We start from the raw sequence: 23,421 nt of genomic DNA, 5'->3' as shown, positions 1-23,421 counted from the left end.
TGCCGGGGCCAGCCGCCCCGGTGCCCCGGCCAACCCGAGATTTCTTACTGATGAGAAGAACCAAGATCGTTGCCACCCTCGGCCCGGCCACGGACAGCCCTGCCGTGCTGGAAAAGCTGGTCAGTGCCGGCGTCGACGTGGTGCGCATCAATTTCTCCCACGGCAAGGCGGACGAGCACCGCCGCCGCGCGCAGATGATCCGCGAGGCCGCCGACAAGATGGGCCGCGTGGTGGGCATCCTGGGTGACCTGCAGGGCCCCAAGATCCGCATCGCCCGTTTCGCCCAAGGCGAGGTGGAACTGAACGAGGGCGATGCCTTCGTGTTCGACGCAAGCCTGGGCGATGACGAGGGCAACCGCGAGCGCGTGGGCCTCACCTACAAGGACCTGCCCAACGACGTGCATGCCGGTGACACCCTGCTGCTGGATGACGGCCGCCTGGTGTTCAGCGTGGATCGCGTGGACGGCCCTGCCATCCACACCCGGGTGGTGGTGGGCGGTACGCTGTCCAACAACAAGGGCATCAACCGCCAGGGCGGCGGCCTGTCCGCGCCCGCCATCACCGCCAAGGACCGCGAGGACATCCGTCTCGCCGCGGAGCTCGGTGTGGATTACCTCGCGGTGTCCTTCCCCCGCACCGCCGACGACGTGCACCTGGCCCGCGAGCTGTTGCGCGAGGCCGGCGGTCACGGCGCCATTTGCTCGAAGATCGAGCGCGCCGAGGCCATGGATGCCATCGACGAGCTCATCCTCGCCTCCGATGTGATCATGATCGCCCGCGGCGATCTCGGCGTGGAGATCGGTGACGCGGAACTGCCCGGGGTCCAGAAGACCCTGATCCAGCGGGCCCGGACCCTCAACCGGGTGGTGATCACCGCCACCCAGATGATGGAGTCCATGATCCTGAACCAGATCCCCACCCGCGCCGAGGTATTCGACGTGGCCAACGCGGTGCTGGACGGTACCGACGCGGTGATGCTCTCCGGCGAGACCGCCACCGGCCGTTACCCGGTCAAGACCGTCGCCGCCATGGGGCGCATCTGCGAGGCCGCCGAGCGCCAGCGCAGCGCGCGGGTCTCCCACCACCGCATGGACAGCCGCTTCGAGCGGGTGGACGAGGCCATCGCCATGGCCACCATGTATACCGCCAACCACCTGGATGTGGGCGCCATCGCGGCGCTCACCGAGTCCGGGTCAACGGCCCTGTGGATGTCGCGCATCAGCTCCGGCATCCCCATCTACGCCTTGACGCGCCATGAGCACACGCGTAGAAAACTCACCCTCTACCGCGGCGTTTACCCGATGGCCTTCGAGGCGGTGCAGACCAGCCACGCGGAGACCAACCGCCAGGTGGTGGATCTGCTCATCAGCGAGGGTATCGTGACCGATGGCGACCTGGTGATCATCACCAAGGGCGATCTGGCCGGGGTCATGGGCGGCACCAATGCCATGAAGATTGTGCGGGTAGGCGAGCTCATCGAGAGTGGCGCGTGAGGCGTCTGTCCGCGAGACGATTTACTATACTCATCAACCCGTTTGGTCCTGAAATCCAAACCACAAGCGAAACGCAATAGGAGGTCTGTATGGCCCTGATTTCTCTGAGACAGCTGCTGGATCATGCCGCCGAACACGGCTATGGCATGCCGGCCTTCAACGCCAACAACATGGAGCAGGTGCACTCGGTCATGCAGGCCGCCGACGAGGTGGATGCGCCGGTGATCATCCAGGCCTCCGCGGGCGCCCGCAAGTACGCCGGCGAGCCCTTCCTGCGCCACCTGATCATCGCCGCCGTGGAGCAGTACCCGCACATCCCCATCGTGCTGCACCAGGACCATGGCTCCGAGCCCGCCGTGTGCTTCCGCTCCATCCAGTCCGGCTTCACCTCGGTGATGATGGATGGCTCCCTGATGCCCGACATGAAGACCCCGGCCACCTACGAGTACAACGTGGACGTGACCCGCAAGGTCTCCGAGATGGCCCACGCCCTGGGCGTGTCCGTGGAAGGCGAGCTGGGCTGCCTGGGCAGCCTTGAAACCGGTATGGCCGGCGAGGAAGACGGCTCCGGCGCCGAGGGCGTGCTGGACCACTCCCAGCTGCTGACCGACCCGGACGAGGCCGCGGACTTCGTCAAGAAGACCGGCGTGGACGCCCTGGCCATCGCCATCGGCACCTCCCACGGCGCCTACAAGTTCACCCGTCCGCCCACCGGCGACATCCTGGCCATCAACCGCATCAAGGAGATCCACGCCCGCATCCCCAACACCCACCTGGTGATGCATGGTTCCTCCTCTGTGCCCCAGGAGTGGCTGCAGATCATCAACAACTACGGCGGCGACATGGGTCAGACCTATGGCGTGCCCGTGGAAGAGATCCAGGAAGGCATCAAGCACGGCGTGCGCAAGGTCAACATCGACACCGATCTGCGCATGGCCTCCACCGGCGCCATCCGCAAGTTCCTGGCGGACAACCCCAAGGAGTTCGACCCCCGCAAGTTCCTGAAGGCCTCCACCGTGGCCATGAAGGACATCTGCAAGGCCCGCTACGAGGCCTTCGGTTGCGCCGGCATGGCCTCCAAGATCAAGGCCCTCTCCCTGGAGGAGATGACCGCCCGTTACAAGAGCGGCGAGCTGGATCCCAAGGTCAACTAAGACCCGTCACCGGGCGGGACCTCGGTCCCGCGCCGGTCGTACTGAAAGGCACAGGGGTTCGCCCCTGTGCCTTTTTTGTTTGCGCGGGATGTGGAAAAGCCTTCAACGCAAAGGCGCAAAGACGCAAAGGGCGCAAAGGGCGCAAAGGTTTTGATGAATAAAAACCTGTTCTTTTGCGTTCTCTGCGTCTTTGCGCCTTAGCGTTGAAGGCACTTGATTTCAAGTTGTCGCAACGGCGCCCTCGGCTTACCCTTGATGAAGGCGTCAGGGTGGGTGGATGCGGGAGGTGTGTGATGATGATTTCATTCGGCGAGGCCAAGTTTCCCTGCCCCGTGTGCGGCTACCAGGTCTTCGACATGCAGCCGGGCAGCCATCACCGCTGTCCCATCTGCTGCTGGGAGGACAACCTGGTGCAGTTGCGATTTCCCCTCATGCCCGGCGGTTCCAACACCGTGTCCCTGGAGCGTGCGCAGCAGAACTACCGGGAGTTCGGCGCCGCCGAGCGGCGCCACGAGGGCATGGGGCGCAAACCAGTGGGTGAGACCCGGGACACCCAATGGCGCCCCCTGGATCCAGCGCGGGACAATATCGAGCAACCCGCCCGGGGTATCGACTACGCCGACAGCTACCCGGTGCTGGACACCACGGTGCTTTATTACTGGAGCGAACGCTACTGGCGGCGCGTGGCCGGTTGAATGGGGTCCAGTGAAGGGGCTGTTACGTCCGTGTGTCGGGCTTCAGCCCGACGCGGTGGATCGTCCTGGAAGCGGCGCTGTCGGGCTGAAGCCCGACCTACACTTCATTGCACTCAAGGCGATCCGCTCACGGCGGCACGGAGCCACGGGGATTTCTGATCAAAAGCCTTTTCCCCGCGCCCCTGCGCCTCCGCGAGAGCATCATGCCTTTGGTTTGATCGTCTGAAAAACCCCCGTCCTCTCGCAGAGACGCAGAGACGCAGAGAAACCCATTTCAAGATCTCCACGGCTCCGTGAGAGGAAGGGCTTTTCCAGCTACGCACTGTCGCGCAGCCAGCCGGCCAGGATTTCCCAGCCGTCTCCCGTCCGCTTCACCCGCGGAAAGCCGAGGATCGGGCAGTCGAGATGCCGTGCCAGGTCCGACCGGTTGTCCATCCCCTCGGGCTGTTCGGTCTCAACCTCGTTCAGCACCACCAGCGCGAGACGCAGGCCGCGCCGGGCGATGGCCTCGGCGGTGAGCAGCACGTGGTTCATGGTCCCCAGCCGGTCCGGCGCCACCAGCACCACGGGCAGTCCCAGGGCCTCGGCCAGATCGGCGTTCAGGCCGTCCTCGGCGAGCGGCGAATAGAAACCCCCGGCGCCTTCCACCACCAGCAGGGCGTCCTGATCCGCATCCGCGAGACAGGCCTGTCTCAGCTGTTCAATATTCAGCGATGCACCCACGAGGCGTGCGGCCCGGTCGGGGGCGAGGGCGTGGGAGAAACGATAGGGGGTGACGCGGTCCAGGTTCGGGAAGGGTGAGCCCGCCGCTTCGCGCAGGGCGGTACCGTCGGCCGGGAAGAGCTGTCCGTCGCGGACCTCGCAACCGGACTCCACCGGCTTGCGCGGTGTGACGGTGTGTCCGCCTTCACGCAGGGCCCGAATCAGCGCGCAGGAGAGGACCGTCTTGCCGATGCCGGTGTCCGTGCCTGTGACAAAGTAGCCGTTTAGAGACATTCAAAATTCAAAATTCAAAGGGAAAAGGCGGCTGGTCGGCTGGGCATCGGTTGTCGCATCGCGGTGGTTCCCCCTTTGAATTTTGAATCTTGAATTTTGAATTTTGAATCAGCTTGCCCCCGTAAGCCGCAGCAGCGCCTCGCGATATTTCTCGGTGGTCTTCTGCACCACGTCCGGCGGCAGTTCCGGTCCCGGGGCCTGCTTGTTCCAGTCCAGGGTCTCCAGGTAATCGCGCACGAACTGTTTGTCGAAGGAGGGCGGGCTGATGCCGGGGCGGTAGGTGTCGGCGGGCCAGAAGCGGGAGGAGTCCGGGGTCAGGGCCTCGTCGATCAGGTGCAGCACACCCTCGTCGTCCAGGCCGAACTCGAACTTGGTGTCTGCGATGATGATGCCCCGCGCCAGGGCATATTCGGCGGCGGCCTTGTACAGGGCGAGCGCCGTCTGGCGCACCTGGGCGGCCAGCTCCGGGCCCACCAGCTCGGCGGTGTAGTCGAAGTCCACGTTTTCGTCGTGATCCCCCACCGCCGCCTTGGTGGACGGGGTGTAGATGGGCTCCGGCAGCCTGTCCGCCAGCTGCAGACCCGCAGGAAGGGGGTTGCCACACACCTGGCCGGTCTTCTGGTAGTCCTTCCAGCCGGAGCCGATGAGATAGCCGCGCACCACCGCTTCGATGGGCAGGGCCTTGAGGCGCTTGACCACCAGGCTGCGGCCCTCCAGGGGGGCGCGTTCGGCGGCATCGGGTACTGCCTCGGCAAGGCTCATGTCCGCCAGCTGGTTGGGCACGATATGCTCAAGCTTGCGAAACCAGAACTCGGAGATCTTCGTCAGCACCTCGCCCTTGCCTGGGATGGGCGTGGGCAGGATCACGTCGAAGGCGGACACCCGGTCGGTGGTGACGATCAGCAGGTGATCGTCGCCCACGGCGTAGAGGTCGCGGACCTTGCCCCGGTGGATCAGGGGGAGGGAGGTCAGGTGGCTTTGCAGGAGCGGCTGGGACATCGGCTGTGGCGACCTTGGCTTGATTTCGCGGCCATTTTGAAGTGCGAAGTGTGAATTGGGAAGTGGGAACTGGGGATTGAAAGGCCTTACTTCCCACTTCCCAATTCACACTTCGTACTGACCTCGCAGTTCCCAATTCCTCCTTCCCCCTTCAAATTTGGTTTATCCTAGGCGATTGTCCACCCTGGTTTTTCGCCAATATGTCTAACGAATCCCCCATCGTCGGCGTGGTCATGGGCAGTCAGAGCGACTGGCCGGTCATGGCCCATGCCGTGGATCAGCTCAAGGCCTTCGGTGTGCCCCACGAGGCCCGGGTGGTCTCCGCCCACCGCACGCCGGACCTGCTGTTCGAATACGCCGAAAGCGCCCGTGAGCGGGGGCTCAAGTGCATCATCGCAGGCGCCGGCGGCGCCGCGCATCTGCCGGGTATGCTGGCGGCCAAGACCACGATTCCGGTGCTGGGGGTGCCCGTGCCCTCGCGCCATCTGCAGGGCCAGGATTCCCTGCTGTCGATCGTGCAGATGCCCAAGGGCATCCCGGTGGCCACCTTCGCCATCGGCGAAGCCGGTGCCGCCAACGCGGGCCTGTTCGCCGTGGCCATGCTGGCCACCCACGATGCCGAACTGGCCGAGCGCCTGGCCGATTTCCGCCGCGAGCTGGCCGAGCAGGTGCTCGCCATGCAGCTGCCGCCCAACCCGTGATCCTGCCCGGCCAGACCCTCGGCATGCTGGGCGGCGGCCAGCTGGGCCGCATGTTCACCGTGGCCGCCCGCACCCTGGGCTACCGGGTGCTGGTGCTGGACCCGGATAGCGGCAGCCCCGCCGGTCGCATGGCCGATGAACACCTGCATGCCGCCTACGGCGATGCCTGGGCACTGGAACAGATGGCGGCCCGCTGCGCGGTGGTGACCACCGAGTTCGAGAACATTCCCGCCCAGACCCTGGAGACACTGGCGCGCAAGGTCCCGGTGCGCCCGGCGGCCGGCTCGCTCCTGCACACCCAGGATCGTGGTCGCGAGAAGACCTTCATCCGCTCCCTGGGGCTGAACACGGCGCCGTTCGAGGTGGTGACCAGCGCCGACGAGGCCGAGGCCGCGTTTGCCGGGGTGGGTGGACCGGCGATCCTCAAGCGCGCCGCCTTCGGCTATGACGGCAAGGGCCAGATCCCGGTGGATGCCCCGGCGGCGGCCCGCCAGGCCTTCGAGTCCCTGGGCGGGGTGCCCTGCGTGCTGGAGCACCGGGTGGACCTGGCCATGGAGATCTCCGTGGTGCTGGCCCGGGGCACGGACGGCGCCACCGTCTGTTATCCCGTGGCCGAAAACATCCACCGGGACGGCATCCTGCACATGAGCATCGTGCCCGCCCGGGTCACCGAGGCCCAGGCCCGCGCGGCCCGGGAGGCGGCGAATCGGATCGCCGAGGGTCTCGACTACTGCGGCCTGATGGCGGTGGAGTTCTTCATCACCACCGCCGGCGAACTGCTGGTCAACGAAATCGCGCCGCGCCCCCACAACAGCGGCCACTACACCCTGGACGCCTGTGTCACCTCCCAGTTCGAGCAACAGGTGCGTGCCATCTGCGGCCTGCCCTTCGGCGACACGCGGTTGTTGAGCCCGGTGGTGATGGTCAATCTGCTGGGTGACCTGTGGACCGATGGCGAGCCCGACTGGTCGGCCCTGTTCGCCCACCCCGCGGCCAAGCTGCATCTCTACGGCAAGGCCGAGGCCCGGCCCGGGCGCAAGATGGGGCACTTCTGCGTGCTGGGCGATGACCTGGAGTGCGTGATCTCCGAGGCCGAAGCGATCTTCGGGGCGCTTTGAAGGGCGAATTCAAGATTCAATATTCAAGATTCAAGGGGTGGTATGATCCTTCCGCCCTTGAATGTTGAATCTTGAATTTTGAATTATGCCTTCCCCCGACTACATCGCCAGCCTGCGCGAGGACATCGTCTTCAGCGACACCCTGTGCGGCCAGCCGCTCACCTTCCACACCACCTGGGGCCTGTTCTCCCCCCGGGGCATCGACGCCGGCACGCGCCTGCTGCTGGACCACGTGGAGGTCGGTGAGGCCGATGACTGCCTGGACCTGGGCTGCGGCTACGGCCCCATTGGCCTGACCCTGGCGCGCCTGGCGCCCAAGGGGCGAACCTGCCTGGTGGACAAGGACTTCGTGGCCGTGGACTACAGCAACAAGAACGCACGCATCAACGGCATCGGCAACGCCGAGGCCTTCCTGAGTAATGGCTTCAGCGCCGTGGGGAATCGCCGTTTCCAGGTTATCACCTCCAACCTGCCGGCCAAGGTGGGCAAGGAGATGCTCTATCTGTATCTCTACGACGCCTTCGAGCACCTGCATCCCGGCGGCCGCCTGTACGTGGTGACCATCACCGGCCTGCGCCGCTTCATCGAGCGGGGCTTCAAGGAGGTGTTCGGCAACTACGACAAGCTCAAGCAGGGCAAGGACTACACCGTGGCCCTGGCCGTGCGGGAGTAGACAGGGAACGAACCGTCCCCGTCCTGCGTCAAATCTTCATCCTGACCTGTGCAGATTGCCTTCATGCTGTTCGACGCCCAGCTTTTCACCACCGGCACCCTCCTGAGCAGTGGCCTGTTGTTTGCCTTTGTCATGTGGCGGGCCCTGGCCGGCGCCCCCTGGTGGCAGCTCTACCAGCCCGGCCGGCTGCACCTGTTCCTGGGCAGTGTGCTCGGTATTGCCGTGCTCTGGAGCCTCAGCGCGGGTATCTCCCCGGGCCTGTCCCTGCACTACCTGGGGGTGACCACCCTGACCCTGATGTTCGGCTGGCAGTTCACCCTGCTGGCCGTGGCCCTCGCCCTGGTCCTGGTGGCCCTGTTCACCGCCCAGGACTGGGCCTCCCTGCCCCTGGTGTTCCTGCTCTCGGGCCTGGTGCCGGTACTGGTCAGCCATGGCCTGTTGCGCCTGGTGGAGCGCCTGCTGCCGCCCCATCCCTTCATCTACCTGTACGTCTGCGCCTTTGCCGGTGCCGCCCTGGCCATCCTGGCCAGCATGCTGGCGGTGGGCGGCTTGCTGTCGTTCCTGGGGATCTACGACCTGGAGAAGATCACCGGGGAATACCTGATCTACCTGCCCTTGCTGGTGCTGCCCGAGGCGATCCTCAACGGCACCCTGGTGACCGCCATGGTCATGCTCAAGCCCGAATGGCTGTGCAGCTGGTCCGACGAGCGCTATATTCGGGGGCGCTGAGCCGGCCCGGTGGAATAAGTCCCTGAGCGGGCGCATCATTTGGGTTATGTCATCGGGTTTCTGATCGGTTCAGCTTTCGTTCAGGCATGGTGGCGTTTACTTGGTCCCGAGCATCCCGGATAATCGCCGGGTTTTGTTGGTCGGGGTCGCCATGGGCGGGACCAGCTGACAATCTAGATCCTTAACTGGAGGAGTGTTGCACATGAAGAAGTTTGCTCTGATGGGTGTTGCCCTTGCTGCTTCCCTGGCCATGGCCGGCGCTGCCCAGGCTGCGGACGTGGAGGCCGGCAAGGCCAAGTTCGCCACCTGCATCAGCTGCCACGGCGCCCAGGGCCAGGGCCAGGCCATCTTCCCCAAGCTGGCCGGAAAGCCTGCCGCTGACACCGCTGATCTGCTGAAGAAGTACCGCGCCGGTGAGACCGTGGGCCCCAACACCCCGCTGATGGCTCCCCAGGCCAAGGGCCTGTCCGACGAGGACATCGCCAACCTGGCTGCCTACATCGAGACCCTCTGAGGTTTCGGTTCTGGCCAGCAGAAAAGCCGCCTTCGGGCGGCTTTTTTGTGGGTGGGTGTTTTATTTGGGGTGTTTAAGTCAAAGGCTTCCGATCCCTGCGTTGCTCGGCTTCGAGGGGGTCGCCTGACAGGCCTTTCTGTCTACGCAATCCTGCTTCGACAGAAAGTCCAGGGCGCACGTCCATGTGCGCCCGCTCGGCGGGGCGGAAGTTCTTCCGCCTGATCCGCCTCGCCCCTGGCCTGGCAGGCGACGCGCCGCATCCCTGCGACGCCCCTTCGGGCTTTTTCCCTCGAAGCCTGCGCTACTCGGTGCGGCATAAGGGGGAGGTAGGTCAACACCGCTTCGGTCTGCCTTGGGTTTTCCTTGTAGGAGCCCCGACCCCGGGGCGAATGGTGAGAAATTCGCCCCGGGGTCGGGGCTCCTACAAAAGAGCACAACCCCACCGAAGGTCAAAGGGTTGCTGCCTTTGACGTCCCCCCCGTTTTTCTCGCCGAGCACGGGGGTGTTCCGGGGTCAAAGCCCGCCAGGGGCGCCGCAGGGATGCGGCGCGTCGGCTGTCAGGCCAGGGAAGGCCTGTCAGCCGACCTCCCCGGAACACCCCCGCGCGCAGGGCACCCCGCAGGGGCGAGAAACCCGGGTGTCTTTTCTTTGGTTACTTTCTTTGGACAAGCAAAGAAAGTAACCCGAGCCGGCTGCAAGCCGGATCGGAAGCCTTTGACTTTTGATGTGCTAGCCCGCCTCAAACGATCAAATAAGCCCCACCCGAAGCCACCGCCACCACCACCAGTCCGATGATCAGATTGATCCCGATCAGCATGCGGATCTGTCCCAGCCGGCGGCCGGCCTCGGGCCAGTCCTGGGCGCTGATGGCCTGCTTCATGCGGCGGAAGGGGGCGAAGAACACGTGCAGGTAGATGGCCATCATCACCAGACCCAGGCCGTTCATGACGTGCACGTACAGGGGCGCATGGGCCATGCCGCCGAACTTCTTGAACAGCATCCAGTAGCCGGTCACCAGCAGCAGGATCACCGCCGCCCACACCCAGGGGAAGAAACGGTTGAAGGTGTCCCGCCAGAGGGTGGTGCGCATGGGGGGCTCGAGCAGACTCGCGGCCACGGGGCGCAGGGCCATGTAGGCGAAGAACATGCCGCCCACCCAGATGACGGCGGAGAGGACGTGCAGGGTAATGGCGATGGACATGGCTAACTCCTTCATTTTTCTGTGGCCTGCATCATAAACCATGGGCTGGCGTGATGAACAAGGCGGTTGATTTTCCGCAGAGGCGCGGGAGAAAGACAAGGACTGGACAGGATTGACATGATCAACATGATTTACAAAGCAAACCTGTCCATGGATTTTAAATCCTGTTAATCATGTCAATCCTGTCAAAGCCTTTGGCGCCATCCCCTGACCTCCGCGGCGTATTGGCCTATCGACGGTCGGCCCCCAGGGCTTAAGTTTTCCGCCCGATTCAGGTAAATTGCGCAGTTCCGCGTGCGCTACGGCCCAGCCTGCGTCACGCCCAGATACTCACTTGCCGGCCCGCCCGGCTCGTCACCAGAGGCATTGCAACCATGGCAAAACCCGATCTGATCGCCCCGTCCATCCTTTCCGCCGATTTCGCCCGTCTGGGTGAGGAAGTGGACAACGTGCTGGCCTCCGGCGCCGATATCGTGCATTTCGATGTCATGGACAACCACTACGTGCCCAATCTGACCATCGGCCCGCTGGTGTGCGAGGCCCTGCGCAAGCACGGCGTGACCGCGCCCATCGATGTGCACCTGATGGTCAAGCCGGTGGACCGCATCATCCCGGACTTCGCCAAGGCCGGCGCCAGCTACATCACCTTCCACCCGGAGGCCTCCGAGCACATCGACCGCACCCTCCAGCTGATCAAGGGCGAAGGCTGCAAGGCGGGCCTGGTGTTCAACCCGGCCACCCCGCTGTCCTACCTGGACTACGTGATGGACAAGGTGGACATGATCCTGCTGATGTCCGTGAACCCCGGTTTCGGCGGCCAGAAGTTCATCCCCGCCACCCTGGACAAGCTGCGCGAGGCGCGCAAGCGCATCGACGAGTCCGGCCTGGACATCCGCCTGGAGATCGACGGCGGCGTGAAGGCGGACAACATCCGCGAGATCAAGGCCGCCGGTGCCGACACCTTCGTGGCCGGCTCTGCCATCTTCGGCGCCGCCAGCAAGGATGACCCGCACCACTACGAGAGCATCATCAAGCAGATGCGCGACGAGCTGGCCAAGGCCTGAGGACGCCGCTGCCATGCCCATAGCCCGACCCAGGATGGTGCTCATCGACCTGGACGGCACGCTGGTGGACAGCGTGCCGGACCTGGCCTTCTGCGTGGACGCCATGATGCGTGAGCTGGGCCTGCCGGAGCGTGGCGAGGCCGCGGTTCGCCAGTGGGTGGGCAACGGCGTGGAGCGCCTGGTGCAGCGGGCGCTGATCAACGCCGTGGACGGCGATCCGGAGCCGTCGGAGTTCCAGCGCGCCCTCCCGGTGTTCATGCGCCTGTACAAGGACAACACCTCCGGGCGCAGCTGCCTGTATCCGGGGGTGCGTGAGGGGCTCGACTATCTCAAACGCACCGGCCTGCGCCTGGCCTGCGTCACCAACAAGGCCGAGCAGTTCACCCTGCCGCTGCTGCGGGACATGGGCATCCTGGGCGATTTCGAGCTGGTGGTCAGCGGCGATACCCTGCCGGTGAAAAAGCCCGATCCCGCGCCGCTCCTGCATGCCGCAGAGAAGCTGGGTGTCACGCCTGCCGAGTCCCTCATGGTGGGTGATTCCAGAAGCGACGTGAAGGCCGCCCGGGCCGCCGGTTTCCCCATCGTGTGCGTGAGCTACGGCTACAACCACGGCGAGGACATCCGCAACTACAGCCCTGACGCGGTAATCGACCGCCTGGACCAGATCCAGGGGCTGCTGGAAGACGCGGCATGAACCTGGGCTTCCGGACGCACGATGGGCGATGGCGCGGCTGAACGTGACAGTGACCCGCCCCGTGCACCGTGACCACCCGGAAATGCCCCATGAGCCCCGAACAATTCGATGATCTGATCGCCCAGGGATACAACCGTATCCCCCTGGTCCGCGAGGTCCTCGCGGATCTCGACACCCCCCTGAGCGTCTACCTCAAGCTGGCCGCCGCGCCCTACACCTACCTGTTCGAATCCGTGCAGGGCGGTGAGAAGTGGGGCCGCTATTCCTTTGTGGGCCTGCCTGCGCGCACCGTGGTCAAGGTGCGTGGCCGGCGGGTGACGGTGGAGGAGGGCGACCATGTGGCGGAGGACCTGGAGGTGGACGATCCGCTCGCCTGGGTGGAGGACTTCCAGACCCGTCATCGGGTGCCCGAGATCGAAGGCCTGCCCCGTTTCACCGGCGGCCTGGTCGGCTACTTCGGCTACGACACCATCCGCTACATCGAGCCGCGCCTGGCCGGTGCCGATAAGCCCGATCCCCTGGGCGTGCCGGACATCCTGCTCATGGTCTCCGACGAGGTGGTGGTCTACGACAACCTGGCCGGGCGTCTGTACCTGGTGGTGCACGCCCGCCCCGACACCGGCCTGGCCGCCGCCGAGGCGCGTCTGGACGAGCTGCAGCGGCGCCTGCGTGAACCTTCCGCCATTCCGGAGGCATCCGGCGACACCCGCAAGGTCAGCGAATCGGACTTCATCTCCGGTTTCACCGAGGAGGGCTTCAAGGCCGCGGTGGCCCGCTGCAAGGACTACATCGTCGAAGGTGACGTGATGCAGGTGGTGCTCTCCCAGCGCCTGTCCATCCCCTTCGCCGCGCCGCCACTCAATCTCTATCGCGCCCTGCGCGGGCTGAACCCCTCGCCCTACATGTTCTTCCTGGACCTGGAGGATCACCACGTGGTGGGTTCATCGCCGGAGATCCTGGTGCGCCTGGAGGACGACGTGGTCACCGTGCGCCCCATTGCCGGCACGCGTCCCCGGGGCGCCACCGAGGACGAGGACCTGCACCTGGAGGCGGAACTGCTGGCCGATCCCAAGGAGCGCGCAGAGCACCTCATGCTCATCGACCTGGGGCGCAACGATGCGGGTCGTGTCAGCGAGACCGGCAGCGTGAAGGTGACCGAGCAGATGGTGGTGGAGCGCTACTCCCACGTGATGCACATCGTCTCCAATGTCACCGGCCACCTGAAGCAGGGCATGCGTGCCATGGACGTGCTGCGCGCCACCTTCCCGGCCGGCACCGTGAGTGGCGCGCCCAAGATTCGCGCCATGGAGATCATCGACGAGCTGGAGCCGGTCAAGCGCGGCATCTACGCCGGCGCCGTGGGCTACCTCTCCTGGGCCGGCAACATGGACACGGCGATTGCCATCCGCACCGCCGTCATCAAGGACGGCCAGCTGCACATCCAGGCCGGCGCCGGCATCGTCTACGACTCCGTGCCCGACAACGAATGGGCCGAGACCATGAACAAGGGCCGCGCCGTGTTCCGCGCAGTGGCCATGGCGGAGGCGGGGTTGAAGTAATATTCAGCTATTGCTGATCAACGCAAAGGACGCAAAGACGCAGAGGGCGCAAAGGAATGCCAATGCACGAGAACGATATTGCCCGCATCTGCATTGGTGCCGCGATTGAAGTGCACCGTGTACTGGGGCCAGGACTCCTGGAGTCGGCATACCACCAATGTCTATGTGAGGAGCTCAGACATCGTGGGATGACTTTTGAAACTGAAGTGCCCTTGGCCCTCAGATACAGGAACGAAGTGGTTGGTTGCGCCTATCGGATCGATTTGCTCGTCGAGAACAGTGTATTGATTGAGCTGAAATCTGTTGAACAACTCATGCCTCTGCATGCAATGCAGTTGCTGACATATTTGAGGCTGGCTAACCGTAAGCTTGGTTTGCTGATCAACTTCAATACTCGTGTCCTCAAGACCGGTATCAAGCGAGTGGTTAACAATCTCTGATCGTCTTTGCGGCCTCTGCGTCTTTGCGATCTCTGCGTTAATTGCAGGAATTCGTCCTCGATGAGAACACACCCATGATCCTCATGATCGATAACTACGATTAGCATCCATCAAGCTCCACCGTGTTCCATGGAGAAGGTGTAAGTTGTTGATTTGTATTGATGTGACTTCCTTGATGGTCTGGTGAAGGCTAGACCAATCTGCTGCAAGTGTGTATATTTCTGTGTATATAGGGCCTCAAGAGAGGTGATATACACACATGGCCATGAACCTGCTCTCGGCCAGGAAGGTCGAGACCATTCCTTCCCAAAAAGAACCGTACTGGCTCAAGGACGGGGGTAGTCTATTTCTGTACGTCACGCCCAGCGGAAGCAAGTTGTGGCGCTACCGCTATCGGCTTGGCGGAAAGCCTGCCATCTACGCGATCGGCAAGTACCCCCAGGTCTCACTGGAGGCGGCGCGGACCGAGCGGGATCGCGCGCGGGAACTCGTCAAGAAGGGCGTACACCCCGTGGTGGAGAAGAGAGTCAACATCTCCACTCAGCTTGAAAAGAACGAGAACACCTTTGAGCCAGTGGCTCGCAGATGGATGGCGAGCAACGTGCAGTGGAGCGAGGGTTACGCCGATCAAGTCAAGCGCACTTTGGAGAACGATGTTTTTCCCAAAGTGGGCAAGCTGCCGGTCAGCTCAATCCGGACTGCTCACCTGCGCCCCGTCATTAAGGATGTTGCGGAGCGCGGCGCTCCCACCGTTGCGATCCTGATCAGGCAATTGTGCAGCCAAATCTTCGCATACGCGGCGGGTGAAGAGCTTTGCGACAGTGATCCGACGGCGCTGCTGAAACGGTCGGTCAAGCGCCCCCGAGTTCGACACCATCCACCGCTACCGTGGCAAGAGATCCCGAAGTTCTTGAGCCGTGTGGATGATGCAGGTTACCGGGTCACTGTCATTGCACTGCGATTGATGGCCCTCACTTATGTCCGCACGGCCGAACTGCGCAAGGCGCACTGGTCCGAGTTCGATCTGGACAGTGCGATGTGGACGGTTCCTGCGGGGCGCATGAAGATGCGCGACCCTCACATCGTTCCGCTCTCGAAGCAGGCCATCGTGCTGTTGAAAGAACTGCACACGCTGACAGGCGGAGGGAAGGTGCTGTTTCCCGGCTTCAGGAAGCCGGGAACGGTTATGTCGGCTACGACGCTCAACAAGGTGTTGGAGCGCATGGGCTACGGTGGACAGTTTTCTTCGCACGGCTTCCGCTCAACAGCGACCACGCTGCTCGGCTTGTTGAGCTACCCCGAGAACCGGGTTGACCTGCAACTGGCCCACTCGAAGCGGAAGAAAGATTCGTCGCGCGCACCCTACGATCACACCAAGTACATCGCATCGCGGAAGATCATCATGCAGGATTGGGCGGACATCCTCGATGCGATGGCTCGTGGCGATTCGATGAACGAGGTCATGGCAACCTTCGGGCCGCTGTCGAAACGGCGCAGGGCCTTGCTGCGGGTCATCGAGCGGGAGTGAGGCGCGTGCCGGGCTGAGAGGCTGCTCAGGACATTGAGCGGGCGCGTCGAAGAAAGCCCTCTTGAGGCTCCGTCAGGGCAACGTCGGGTCTAACCAGGTAGGCGGTCACGATCATCGGTGCGCTCGCCAGCGGCCGCAGGGCGATGCCCTGGCATCGATACCCGGCAAGTCTCGTGGATGGGGCCACGGCGATTCCGTACCCCGCTGCGACCAGGGTCATGGCGACCTCGAACGTACTGACGGCTGCTTCGCGGTCCCGCAATTCGTTCTTGAATGCGCTCTGTGCGAGCGTGCGCCACGACTCTTCGGCCGTTGATCGCGCGTAGATCAGCGGCTGTTTGAGCGCTTCCTGGCAGGGTACTTCCCGGTAGGCCAGCAAGTGGGATCGCTTTGCCACGGCGACGGCCAGGGTGTCGTGCCACAGCGGTTCGCAGACCCAGCCAGGCCACTCCCGGTGGGTGGCGGACAACGCGAAGTCGAAGCCGTCACCAGGTCGTTCCTGTTGTTGTCCGGTGGCCGCTGTGTCGATCAGAACTGCCAGGGTTTCAGGTTCTTCGGCGCGCTGTATGGCGAGCACGTCGGCGAGTTGGGGAGGAACCCAATCGCCGAGGACTGCCAGGCGGATTTCAGTGGAGACGTCGATCGATCTCACGTGCAACTTCCGAAGGCGCTAAAGCATGGAAACTTAATCGAATGAGTTAAGTTTAACGTGGTTTATATCGTGGCCCTGATCGACGCTTTTGGCAATGCAAAAGCGATCGATTCAACGCGGCCGACCAGCCGGGACAACAACATACGAAGCGGAACCAGCGATCGCGTTTGGGGCAGTGGTGCGGGAGGAAAGAACGGACCAGGGGATCGCGCAGGAAACGCTCGCCCACCTGGCCGGAATCGAGCGGTCGCACATGGGCAAGATCGAGCGGGGCGAGCACATTCCCACGCTTCCTCTGATCCTCAAGATCGCCCGCGCCCTGAAGTGCAGCTCTGCCCACCTGATGGCTGCGATGGAGGCCAAGCTGGCCGAATCGGACCCGCCCAAGCGCGGCAACTGAGGGCGCCGGCGTCGCATCCTATTCCTGCTCGTCATCGTTCTTGGCATGAAACGCCGAGTCGTCGCGCTGTGCCTCTGCGTTGGCGAGGCGCAGGTAAGGATTGTTCGGGGGTATCTCATGGAACAGCGTATCGGGGCTGGTCAGCAGGTATCCGTGCAGCCGCCTGGACTTGCGAGGCCCCGTCACTTCGCAATTCCAGATGTTCAGCCCGCTGGCCTGCTTGCGGTGCAGGCCCAGCTTCTCGAACCGCTTCTGTACCCACTGCCATTCCGGTAGCTTGTCCTGCTTGGCCAGGGCGGTGATCTGCGGGTGCTCCTGCGCGTAGCGCTGGAACACGCCGGGACTGACGAGATACGCCGTGCCGGCCACGGTATGTACCAGCGCCTTGGCGTCGTTGATGATGAGCTTGCGCGTCTGGATGCTCTGACGCAGCCACGCGAGAAAATGAGCACCGGATGGATTGGCGTCGTCTTGGTGTACTGCTTGGACCGGCGTGGTGTCGGCGGGCTTGTGGTCCGGCAACGGCGTGGGCTTCTCAGCGAGGGGCTGAAGCGGCATGGCCGTAGCAGTGGACGCGGGAGACGAATCGAGCAGTTCCAGCAGTTCCTCGACGCTGCTGTCGGCGGTCGTTGGTGTGGCGGACTCGGTAGTCGCCGGGGCGGATTCCCCTGTTTCCACGTCGATGGCCTCGGGTGCGGGTGTCTGTGCCGCCGACCCTTCCGGCTCCACCTGCACGGTGCCCGCGAAGGCTGCCGGCCGGTCGGACGCTTCCCAAATCATCGCGGGGGACAGTTTCAGGAAGGTGAAGCTGTGCGACCAGCCGGCATCGCTCGTGACGGAGGCTTTCCAGATCGCCTTGCCGTCCGGCGTGGCCAGGGCGATACCATGGTCCTGAAGCACGTTGAACACCGCCGTGTTGCTGGCTGGAATGCCATCAATGCCCTGCGATAGCAGATGTGCCCGCAGCTTGTCGGAGACGGTCTTGCTCACCAGCCAGAGTGCGTCCTGGGTCAGCCAGCCGTCCGAAGCCTGGGGCTGGTTCAGTTTGAATTCCTCCTTGAGCAGATAGCGCAGGCCGTCGAGCAGCTTGCGTTGCAGCGCGTGCTTGGGTGCGGCCAGCGCTTTGTTCGGATCGCCGCCGAGTTCGTGGGCGACCGAAGCTTGGTCGGCCTGCACGACCAGCTCGCCAAGCGTGCCGGCGTGCTCGTACTGGCCGGCCAGGACGTACAGCAGCGAAGCCCACAGATCGGAGAAGCCGTTGAGCCAGTCGAGAATCTCGCGGTCCAGCAGCCGGATGTACAGCAGTCCGGTGGCGGCACTGTGCAGCCGATACTCGCGGTCCTTGCGGTAGCGGAAGCGATACGGCCGCTGCAACGGACCATGCCAGGGATGCCAGAGAGTGCCATCGGCATATTCGACATGCAGATCGACGGCGATCTTGCCGATGTCGTGCAGCAGGGCTGCGTAAGCGGTGCCCGCAGTCCAGGCCTCGGCCTGGGCCGCCTGCGCTTCCGGCGTCACGCCAGCGGGCAGCAGATGTGACTGTCGCAGCTTCAATGCGTAGGCCACGATCTCCAGGCCGTGATCCAGCATGCCGCCCGGATAGGCGTGATGGTGACTCTCGGAGGCGGGGAACTGCTGCACCAGTTCGGCGTAGCGCTCCAAGGGCGTCAGGTACAGCGCGGCGAATTGCTTGCGCGACAGCGAGGTCCGTTGCCAGATGTGTTCCAGCAGCTTCCGCCGGCGCGGCGTCGCCAGCAGCGAGGCGGCCGACTCCGGCCTGGTTAGCCCTTGGGGCATCGCTATGGAGGCGGTGGACGGTGCGCCGGCGGTTGGCACCCTTTTGCGTTGGAACAGCGAGAACATGACGACACCCGAGTGACGGACTGGCGGGAGAGCCTTTTGGCCTTTTCCGGGTAGGGCCTTTCCCCTTGACCCCGTTCCCTTGCCCCTTCCCAGCCCTTTGGCCTTTATGGAAGCCTTTGGGTATATGGCCGTTACCTCGTGGGCGCCACGATCAATGCGGTATGGGGCAATCCCGGCAAGCGGGGAACGTTGCTGAAGCGTTGTCAGGCTTGGCCCAGGCCGGCGTCGAGTGCATCGGCTTGGGCTGTGAAGTCTTCCGGGCGACGCTTGCGGAAAGTTTCGAGATTGCTGAGTTTCCAGCGCAGCGCCGGCAGTTGCGCGGCGTGCTGGCATTGCAGCAGGGACCAATCGGGCTGTGCGCGCGTCAATCCGCTCAGGAATTGCTTGTGCTGCGCGCTCAACCGCCCAGGCAATTCGTGCCGTAACCGGACGCGGGCTTCCAGCAGCGTCTCCAGGGAGCATTCCACTTCGGTCATGCCGACAAAGGCCCGCTCGTACTCGCCAGCGATGTTCTTGTCGTTGCCGAACAGCACCTCATGGGTCGGCCGGTTGTGCCCCGCCAGGTAGACCACGAAGCATTCGACCATGCCGTTGCTGATGCCGCCCGATTCGTAGAGCTGCCACACGTCGAACAGGTCACGCGGATGCTGCCGGTCCAGCGCGGCCACCAGCTTGCCGGCGTACAACTCGTTCGGCGCCAGGATCGGCACCTCCAGTTCGACGCCGAACAGGTCGCTGGTCTTGGCGCTCAGCGAGCGTCGTTCGGCGGGCAGCACGGTGCCGCGAAACACCACGTTGACCTCTATCTTCACCTGGCTGCTCTCGTTCTCGACGATCAGCTTGGTATCCCCCAGATCCTTGCTGCGAACCAGGCGTGTCTGTACGCCGAGCGAGGCAACGCGCGTGGCGATGGCGGCCAACTCCTGGTTGATGGCTTGCAGCGCTTCGTCGCGCGGTGTTTGCCACGGGAGGTACACCACGTCGATGTCCACCGACAGACGCGGCATGTCCTGCACGACGAGATTGATCGCCGTGCCGCCTTTCATCGCAAAGATGTCGTTGGCGAACACGTCGGGCACGATGGCCAGCAGCAGGCGAACGGTGTCCGCGTAGGTCTTATCCATGAGGTCTCAGACTCAACAGGCTGCCGTCATCGAGTCGGCCCATCCAGCGCGCGGCGCTGCCGGTGCGAACCGGGTACTGTTCCAGCAGGGCATCGACCTCCACCAGCCCCGTCTCGCGCGCCCAGGTGAGAAACAGGCGCACGGCCTTCACACTGGTGCAGCAGGACAGCAGTTGCCCGAGCAACTCCTTGCGGGGTGAGCGCAGCCCATCGAAGAGATTCCGTGCTTCTTCGAGGCTTTGCTTGACGCCGACCTCGTACAGCAGTTCCAGCACGGCGCGCTCGGGAACCGCCACCCGCAGGGGGGCGGGCAGGCCCGGCGGCGTGATCAGGGTCTTGTTGGCCAGTGGCGTGTCCGGCCAATCGAACAGACGAGCATGGACATAGCGGGCCGGAAATCGTGAGGTGAACCATCGCGGCAACGTGAAGCGGCTATCGCCCCACAGCACCAGGGTGTCCCGGCCGCCCAGGTTGTGCTGCACGCCTTGCAGGGCCAGGGCGCTCTTGCCGCCGACATGCAGGCCGGGCACGCGCTGTTGCAGGAACTTCAGGGCACCGTAGACCCCGAAGTCATCGTTCGGAAAGGCATAGATGCCCTGAGCCAGGCGCACGAGCCAACCCCCATCGGCGTAGTGGGCGGCGAGTTGGGGCGACACCCCGAACTGGTTCAGGGTGGCAAGGTCGAACGGCGCTCCACGGGGTAGCTCCGCCTGCAGACGCTTGATTACCTGATGTCTAGGATTTCCGTTCATGTACGAAAAATAGCACAGAATCCAATCAATCAGAAGCGCTCCGCATGAAAAACGCATTGAAAATAACATCATGTTTTATTTTTGGCTCAATATCTAATCAAGGCGACGAGCTGCTGTCTGCCCTTCCCAGCCGTGTATAGGGCAACCATGGGTATCCAGCCACAGACAAACGGGTTCTGGCCCATGCCGCTTTGAAAGCGGAAGGCAGCCTGTGTCCTGCTTACGATGGGCCTTTCCGCAGTGGGATGGAGCACAGCTTATGCAGCACGACGCACCAAAGGATTCCTGGATTGACAAGGTAAGGAAATTTCCTTACCATCGAGGCATGAGGATCAAAGACAGGAGCCCAACCATGCCCGGCATCCACGAACTCGCCACACTCACGTCCAAGGGGCAGATCACGTTGCCCAAGTCCATCCGGCAGGCGCTGGGTGTGACCACCGGCGGCAAGGTGGCCTTCGAGCTGCGTGGTGGCGAAGTCGTCGTCACTCGCGCCGAGGCCGAGCACGAAGACCCGGCGATCGGCGCTTTCCTGGGCCTGCTGGAAGCGGACATCCGCAGCGGCAGGAACGTCGGAGCGCTGCCGGTGGAACTCGCCCAGACCATGCTCGCCAACGTGGGCCACGCCTCGGACCTCGATGAAGACATCGAGGGAGAAGTGGCACTTTGATACAGCGTCACGGATGGGTGCTGCTGTTCCATGAGTGCATCGTGGAGCAGCTTCAGAAGCTGCACGCGGCGGCCGGACGCGCCGAGCGCAATGATCCAAAGGGCTTCGAGCGCAACGCCAACGTCAAGCTGTTTCATGCGTTGAGCCAATTGATCCTGGAGACGGTGCCGAGCGATCCGGCACGGGACGAATACCGCCAGGGCAATACCCTCGGGCCAGCCCATCGGCACTGGCGGCGCGCGAAGGTCGGACGGCGGTTTCGCCTGTTCTTTCGCTACGACTCCAAAGCGAAGACCATCGTGTTTGCCTGGGTCAACGATGAGCAGACGCTGCGCTCGGCGGGCAGCAAGTCCGACCCCTACGCCATGTTCGAGAAGATGCTCGAACGAGGAAATCCGCCGGACGATTGGGACAGCCTGGTTGCCGCGAGCCGGTCTGATTGGTCTACACAGGAGAAGCGATAAATCCTCCGCATGAGGTAACAGTGATGAACGCGACGCCCCGTACCACAAAAGCAGAACGCGCCGGCAGATGGCTCGGCCATGCGTGGCGTGGCCTTGCACGGCAAGAGGCCCGCGCCATCCAATGGCTGGCGGGCAAAGGACTGCCGGCCGGCGTAGCACGGCTGCTGCTCTGGATCGTGAAGCTCGTCGTGTTCGGCGTGCTGCTGTACGCAGCGTTCTGGCTGGCCTTGCTGCTCGCGTTCGCGCTGCTCGCCGCCTGGCTTGTGCGCAACGCCGACTTGGATGAAGAGAAGCAGCCTGAACTCAGGGACGGTCATTCGGGTGCCGGCGTCTACGACAAGGACGACTGGCGCATCGACCTGGGCGATCCCGACGACCCGTAGCTGTTCCAGCAGACCGGGAACGACTCCTTACTTCGCAGCGCCTTTCGTCGCCGCCGCCATGGCGAGGCGCGAGCCGCTACTGCCCGCCGACTTCGCATCCGTCGTGCCGGTGATGAACCCCCCGAGAATGTTCCCCGTCCTGACCCCGGCCCACGTCAATGCAACGACCCAGAAGCCCGGCAGGATGATGAACATCGTCGCCATCACGAAGTTCAACAACATATCGCCGAAGGCGTTGTTCAAACCCATCAGCGGATTGAAGTTGCTGTGCGGCGAGTGCCAGCCGTAGAGCGCGTTCAAGATCGTGGAATCGATCCAGCGGGCGAGCTGGAACCAGAAATCGACGAAGAACAGCGAGAACTGCACGGCAGTCACCGTCACCACCGTTCGCAAGTCGTAGGTGCCGAAGATCAGCACCAGCGGAATGCAGATGACCATCGCCATCTTCAGGAACGACAGGATCATGGGCAACGCCTGACGCACCACATCCATGGCCGGAAACATTCCGAGTGATCCTACCGTCAGCCCCACATCCGATACGACGCGGGTGGCGACGTTGGGGAGCGTCATACCGATCTGACCACCGTAGTCGGTGTAGACGTGTCCCTGGTTCATGACCTGTTGCCGTGGTGAAGCGATGGCACGAATCACGGCATCGTCGGCCTGGGCCTGGCTCAGGAAACCGGCCCATTGGCCGAGCCGGGACAGCAGGCCCGGATCAACCTGGGCCAGCAGGCGATCGCGCAGCCCATCGCCGCTGTCCGCCCACCACTGCCGACAGGTCGGATAGCCGCCGCCAGTGGAGACTTCGGCGAGGCCGGCGTCGCGCGTGTCGTCATAGGGCCAGGCGTCGCGTGGTCCGCGCGAGCGATACGTATCGTAGAAGCCGGCCGTGTCCAGGAAGAAGCGCGAACCGATCCAGGTCACGTCGTTCATCTGCTCCTCGCTGAGTGTCGGCCGGCTCATGAACAGCCTGGCGCGGGCCGGCCCGTAGCAGTCGTGCGTGAAGTCGGCGACTTCCTGGGCCAGCACCGGGTCGGCGATGCGCGTGCTGTCGATCTCCATGCGCATCTGCCGCAGGTCCGTGCCGCAGGGGATCGCCGCCACGGCGGCGCTGGTGACGGCCTTCGACAGCGAGTGCATGAAGAACCACCAGACCGGCACATGGGCACTCTGGTTGTTCATCGTCGTGAACGAAGTGGACCAGTTCGTTTCCGAGGGCAGCGGCACATTGACCTGGCATTGGGTCGAGCGCGTGCGATCGAACTGGATGGTGCTCAGGTCAAGGGGAATGAAGGGAATGCCGGCGAACAGGATGACCACAATCGCCACCCACACGCGGTTCTCGATGCGCATGGACGAGAGCACGCCCTTGTTCCCTTCGTCCGCGCCTTCCGCACGGGCCTTGAGCCATTCCTGCACGACGATGGCGAGGAACGGCAGCGCGAAGATGCCGCTGGCCACCAGCACATTCCAGATGCCGTTGTTGATGATCCAGGCAACCAGTGTCAGGTAATACTCAAGATAGTCCGTGGTGTAGAGGGTCATGGTCG

25 protein-coding genes are annotated in these 23,421 nt (G+C 63.7%); 17 read left to right on the top strand and 8 right to left on the bottom strand.

What is annotated here, in order from left to right:
• Positions 1-50 precede the first annotated feature (50 nt).
• From pyk to TGR7_RS14490, 3 genes are all read left to right on the top strand, one after another.
• Positions 51-1,493 carry a pyruvate kinase gene (gene pyk, locus TGR7_RS14500; RefSeq protein WP_012639426.1) on the top strand — a complete coding sequence of 481 codons (1,443 nt, stop codon included), beginning with the start codon at positions 51-53 and terminating at the stop codon, positions 1,491-1,493.
• An 89-nt stretch (positions 1,494-1,582) separates the two neighbouring features.
• Complete coding sequence (gene fba, locus TGR7_RS14495; protein ID WP_012639425.1) at positions 1,583-2,647, top strand: class II fructose-bisphosphate aldolase; 1,065 nt, start codon at positions 1,583-1,585, stop codon at positions 2,645-2,647.
• A 293-nt stretch (positions 2,648-2,940) separates the two neighbouring features.
• Positions 2,941-3,342: a CPCC family cysteine-rich protein gene (locus TGR7_RS14490; RefSeq protein WP_012639424.1), complete on the top strand. Its 402-nt coding sequence runs from the start codon at positions 2,941-2,943 to the stop codon at positions 3,340-3,342.
• Between the two features lie 315 nt (positions 3,343-3,657).
• Here the strand turns inward: TGR7_RS14490 and bioD are convergent, their stop codons facing one another.
• Entirely contained in the window at positions 3,658-4,338 is a 681-nt protein-coding gene (bioD, locus tag TGR7_RS14485; RefSeq protein ID WP_012639423.1) for a dethiobiotin synthase, read from the bottom strand.
• A 108-nt stretch (positions 4,339-4,446) separates the two neighbouring features.
• Entirely contained in the window at positions 4,447-5,337 is an 891-nt protein-coding gene (locus TGR7_RS14480) for a phosphoribosylaminoimidazolesuccinocarboxamide synthase (RefSeq protein WP_012639422.1), read from the bottom strand.
• A 200-nt stretch (positions 5,338-5,537) separates the two neighbouring features.
• Here TGR7_RS14480 and purE point away from each other — a divergent pair, with 200 nt between their 5' ends.
• The 5 genes from purE (at position 5,538) to TGR7_RS14455 (ending at position 9,072) form a co-directional block, all read left to right on the top strand.
• Entirely contained in the window at positions 5,538-6,038 is a 501-nt protein-coding gene (gene purE, locus TGR7_RS14475; protein WP_012639421.1) for a 5-(carboxyamino)imidazole ribonucleotide mutase, read from the top strand.
• Positions 6,035-7,156: a 5-(carboxyamino)imidazole ribonucleotide synthase gene (locus TGR7_RS14470; protein ID WP_012639420.1), complete on the top strand. Its 1,122-nt coding sequence runs from the start codon at positions 6,035-6,037 to the stop codon at positions 7,154-7,156. Before purE ends, TGR7_RS14470 begins: the two co-directional genes overlap by 4 nt.
• A gap of 85 nt (positions 7,157-7,241) precedes the next feature.
• Positions 7,242-7,829 carry a class I SAM-dependent methyltransferase gene (locus tag TGR7_RS14465; RefSeq protein WP_012639419.1) on the top strand — a complete coding sequence of 196 codons (588 nt, stop codon included), beginning with the start codon at positions 7,242-7,244 and terminating at the stop codon, positions 7,827-7,829.
• A 63-nt stretch (positions 7,830-7,892) separates the two neighbouring features.
• Complete coding sequence (locus TGR7_RS14460; RefSeq protein ID WP_012639418.1) at positions 7,893-8,558, top strand: energy-coupling factor ABC transporter permease; 666 nt, start codon at positions 7,893-7,895, stop codon at positions 8,556-8,558.
• A gap of 202 nt (positions 8,559-8,760) precedes the next feature.
• A complete protein-coding gene (locus TGR7_RS14455) occupies positions 8,761-9,072 on the top strand; it encodes a c-type cytochrome (protein WP_012639417.1) in 312 nt (103 codons plus the stop codon).
• Between the two features lie 739 nt (positions 9,073-9,811).
• Here TGR7_RS14455 and TGR7_RS14450 read toward each other — a convergent pair.
• A complete protein-coding gene (locus TGR7_RS14450; protein ID WP_012639416.1) occupies positions 9,812-10,273 on the bottom strand; it encodes a CopD family protein in 462 nt (153 codons plus the stop codon).
• Positions 10,274-10,647: 374 nt separating this feature from the next.
• On the opposite strand from TGR7_RS14450, the gene rpe reads away from it, so the two are divergent.
• The 5 genes from rpe (at position 10,648) to TGR7_RS14425 (ending at position 15,558) form a co-directional block, all read left to right on the top strand.
• Positions 10,648-11,337, top strand: a complete 690-nt coding sequence (gene rpe, locus TGR7_RS14445) for a ribulose-phosphate 3-epimerase (RefSeq protein ID WP_012639415.1) — start codon at positions 10,648-10,650, stop codon at positions 11,335-11,337.
• Positions 11,338-11,350: 13 nt separating this feature from the next.
• Entirely contained in the window at positions 11,351-12,031 is a 681-nt protein-coding gene (locus tag TGR7_RS14440) for a phosphoglycolate phosphatase (protein ID WP_012639414.1), read from the top strand.
• 89 nt (positions 12,032-12,120) lie between these two features.
• Positions 12,121-13,590, top strand: a complete 1,470-nt coding sequence (gene trpE, locus TGR7_RS14435) for an anthranilate synthase component I (RefSeq protein ID WP_012639413.1) — start codon at positions 12,121-12,123, stop codon at positions 13,588-13,590.
• A gap of 62 nt (positions 13,591-13,652) precedes the next feature.
• Positions 13,653-14,030, top strand: a complete 378-nt coding sequence (locus TGR7_RS14430; protein WP_148211512.1) for a GxxExxY protein — start codon at positions 13,653-13,655, stop codon at positions 14,028-14,030.
• A 259-nt stretch (positions 14,031-14,289) separates the two neighbouring features.
• Positions 14,290-15,558, top strand: coding sequence for a tyrosine-type recombinase/integrase (locus tag TGR7_RS14425; protein WP_012639411.1), 1,269 nt, complete (start codon positions 14,290-14,292; stop codon positions 15,556-15,558).
• 25 nt (positions 15,559-15,583) lie between these two features.
• On the opposite strand, the gene TGR7_RS14420 is transcribed toward TGR7_RS14425, so the two are convergent.
• Positions 15,584-16,210 (bottom strand): substrate-binding domain-containing protein, encoded by a 627-nt coding sequence (locus TGR7_RS14420; RefSeq protein ID WP_012639410.1) that lies wholly within the window; start codon positions 16,208-16,210, stop codon positions 15,584-15,586.
• Positions 16,211-16,304: 94 nt separating this feature from the next.
• On the opposite strand from TGR7_RS14420, the gene TGR7_RS14415 reads away from it, so the two are divergent.
• The gene (locus TGR7_RS14415) at positions 16,305-16,610 is read left to right on the top strand and encodes a helix-turn-helix domain-containing protein (RefSeq protein ID WP_012639409.1); all 306 of its coding nucleotides are present in this window, start codon (positions 16,305-16,307) and stop codon (positions 16,608-16,610) included.
• Positions 16,611-16,628: 18 nt separating this feature from the next.
• Here TGR7_RS14415 and mobH read toward each other — a convergent pair whose 3' ends face one another.
• The 3 genes from mobH to TGR7_RS14400 form a co-directional block, all read right to left on the bottom strand.
• Entirely contained in the window at positions 16,629-18,476 is a 1,848-nt protein-coding gene (mobH, locus tag TGR7_RS14410; protein ID WP_012639408.1) for a MobH family relaxase, read from the bottom strand.
• Between the two features lie 203 nt (positions 18,477-18,679).
• Complete coding sequence (locus tag TGR7_RS14405; protein ID WP_012639407.1) at positions 18,680-19,600, bottom strand: nucleotidyl transferase AbiEii/AbiGii toxin family protein; 921 nt, start codon at positions 19,598-19,600, stop codon at positions 18,680-18,682.
• The gene (locus tag TGR7_RS14400; RefSeq protein ID WP_012639406.1) at positions 19,593-20,351 is read right to left on the bottom strand and encodes a type IV toxin-antitoxin system AbiEi family antitoxin domain-containing protein; all 759 of its coding nucleotides are present in this window, start codon (positions 20,349-20,351) and stop codon (positions 19,593-19,595) included. Before TGR7_RS14400 ends, TGR7_RS14405 begins: the two co-directional genes overlap by 8 nt.
• A gap of 352 nt (positions 20,352-20,703) precedes the next feature.
• Here TGR7_RS14400 and TGR7_RS14395 point away from each other — a divergent pair, with 352 nt between their 5' ends.
• The 3 genes from TGR7_RS14395 to TGR7_RS14385 are packed head-to-tail and all read left to right on the top strand — an operon-like array spanning position 20,704 to position 21,868.
• Positions 20,704-21,021, top strand: coding sequence for a type II toxin-antitoxin system PrlF family antitoxin (locus TGR7_RS14395; RefSeq protein ID WP_012639405.1), 318 nt, complete (start codon positions 20,704-20,706; stop codon positions 21,019-21,021).
• A gap of 17 nt (positions 21,022-21,038) precedes the next feature.
• A complete protein-coding gene (locus tag TGR7_RS14390; protein ID WP_425358070.1) occupies positions 21,039-21,485 on the top strand; it encodes a type II toxin-antitoxin system YhaV family toxin in 447 nt (148 codons plus the stop codon).
• A gap of 23 nt (positions 21,486-21,508) precedes the next feature.
• Complete coding sequence (locus TGR7_RS14385; protein WP_012639403.1) at positions 21,509-21,868, top strand: DUF3742 family protein; 360 nt, start codon at positions 21,509-21,511, stop codon at positions 21,866-21,868.
• Positions 21,869-21,895: 27 nt separating this feature from the next.
• On the opposite strand, the gene TGR7_RS14380 is transcribed toward TGR7_RS14385, so the two are convergent.
• Positions 21,896-23,416: a conjugal transfer protein TraG N-terminal domain-containing protein gene (locus TGR7_RS14380; RefSeq protein ID WP_012639402.1), complete on the bottom strand. Its 1,521-nt coding sequence runs from the start codon at positions 23,414-23,416 to the stop codon at positions 21,896-21,898.
• Positions 23,417-23,421: the final 5 nt, after the last annotated feature.

Origin of the sequence: Thioalkalivibrio sulfidiphilus HL-EbGr7 (assembly GCF_000021985.1) — a bacterium.
GTDB lineage: Bacteria > Pseudomonadota > Gammaproteobacteria > Ectothiorhodospirales > Ectothiorhodospiraceae > Thioalkalivibrio_A > Thioalkalivibrio_A sulfidiphilus.
Note: the sequence above shows the minus strand (reverse complement) of the source record. Positions and strands in the feature narration are given on the sequence as shown.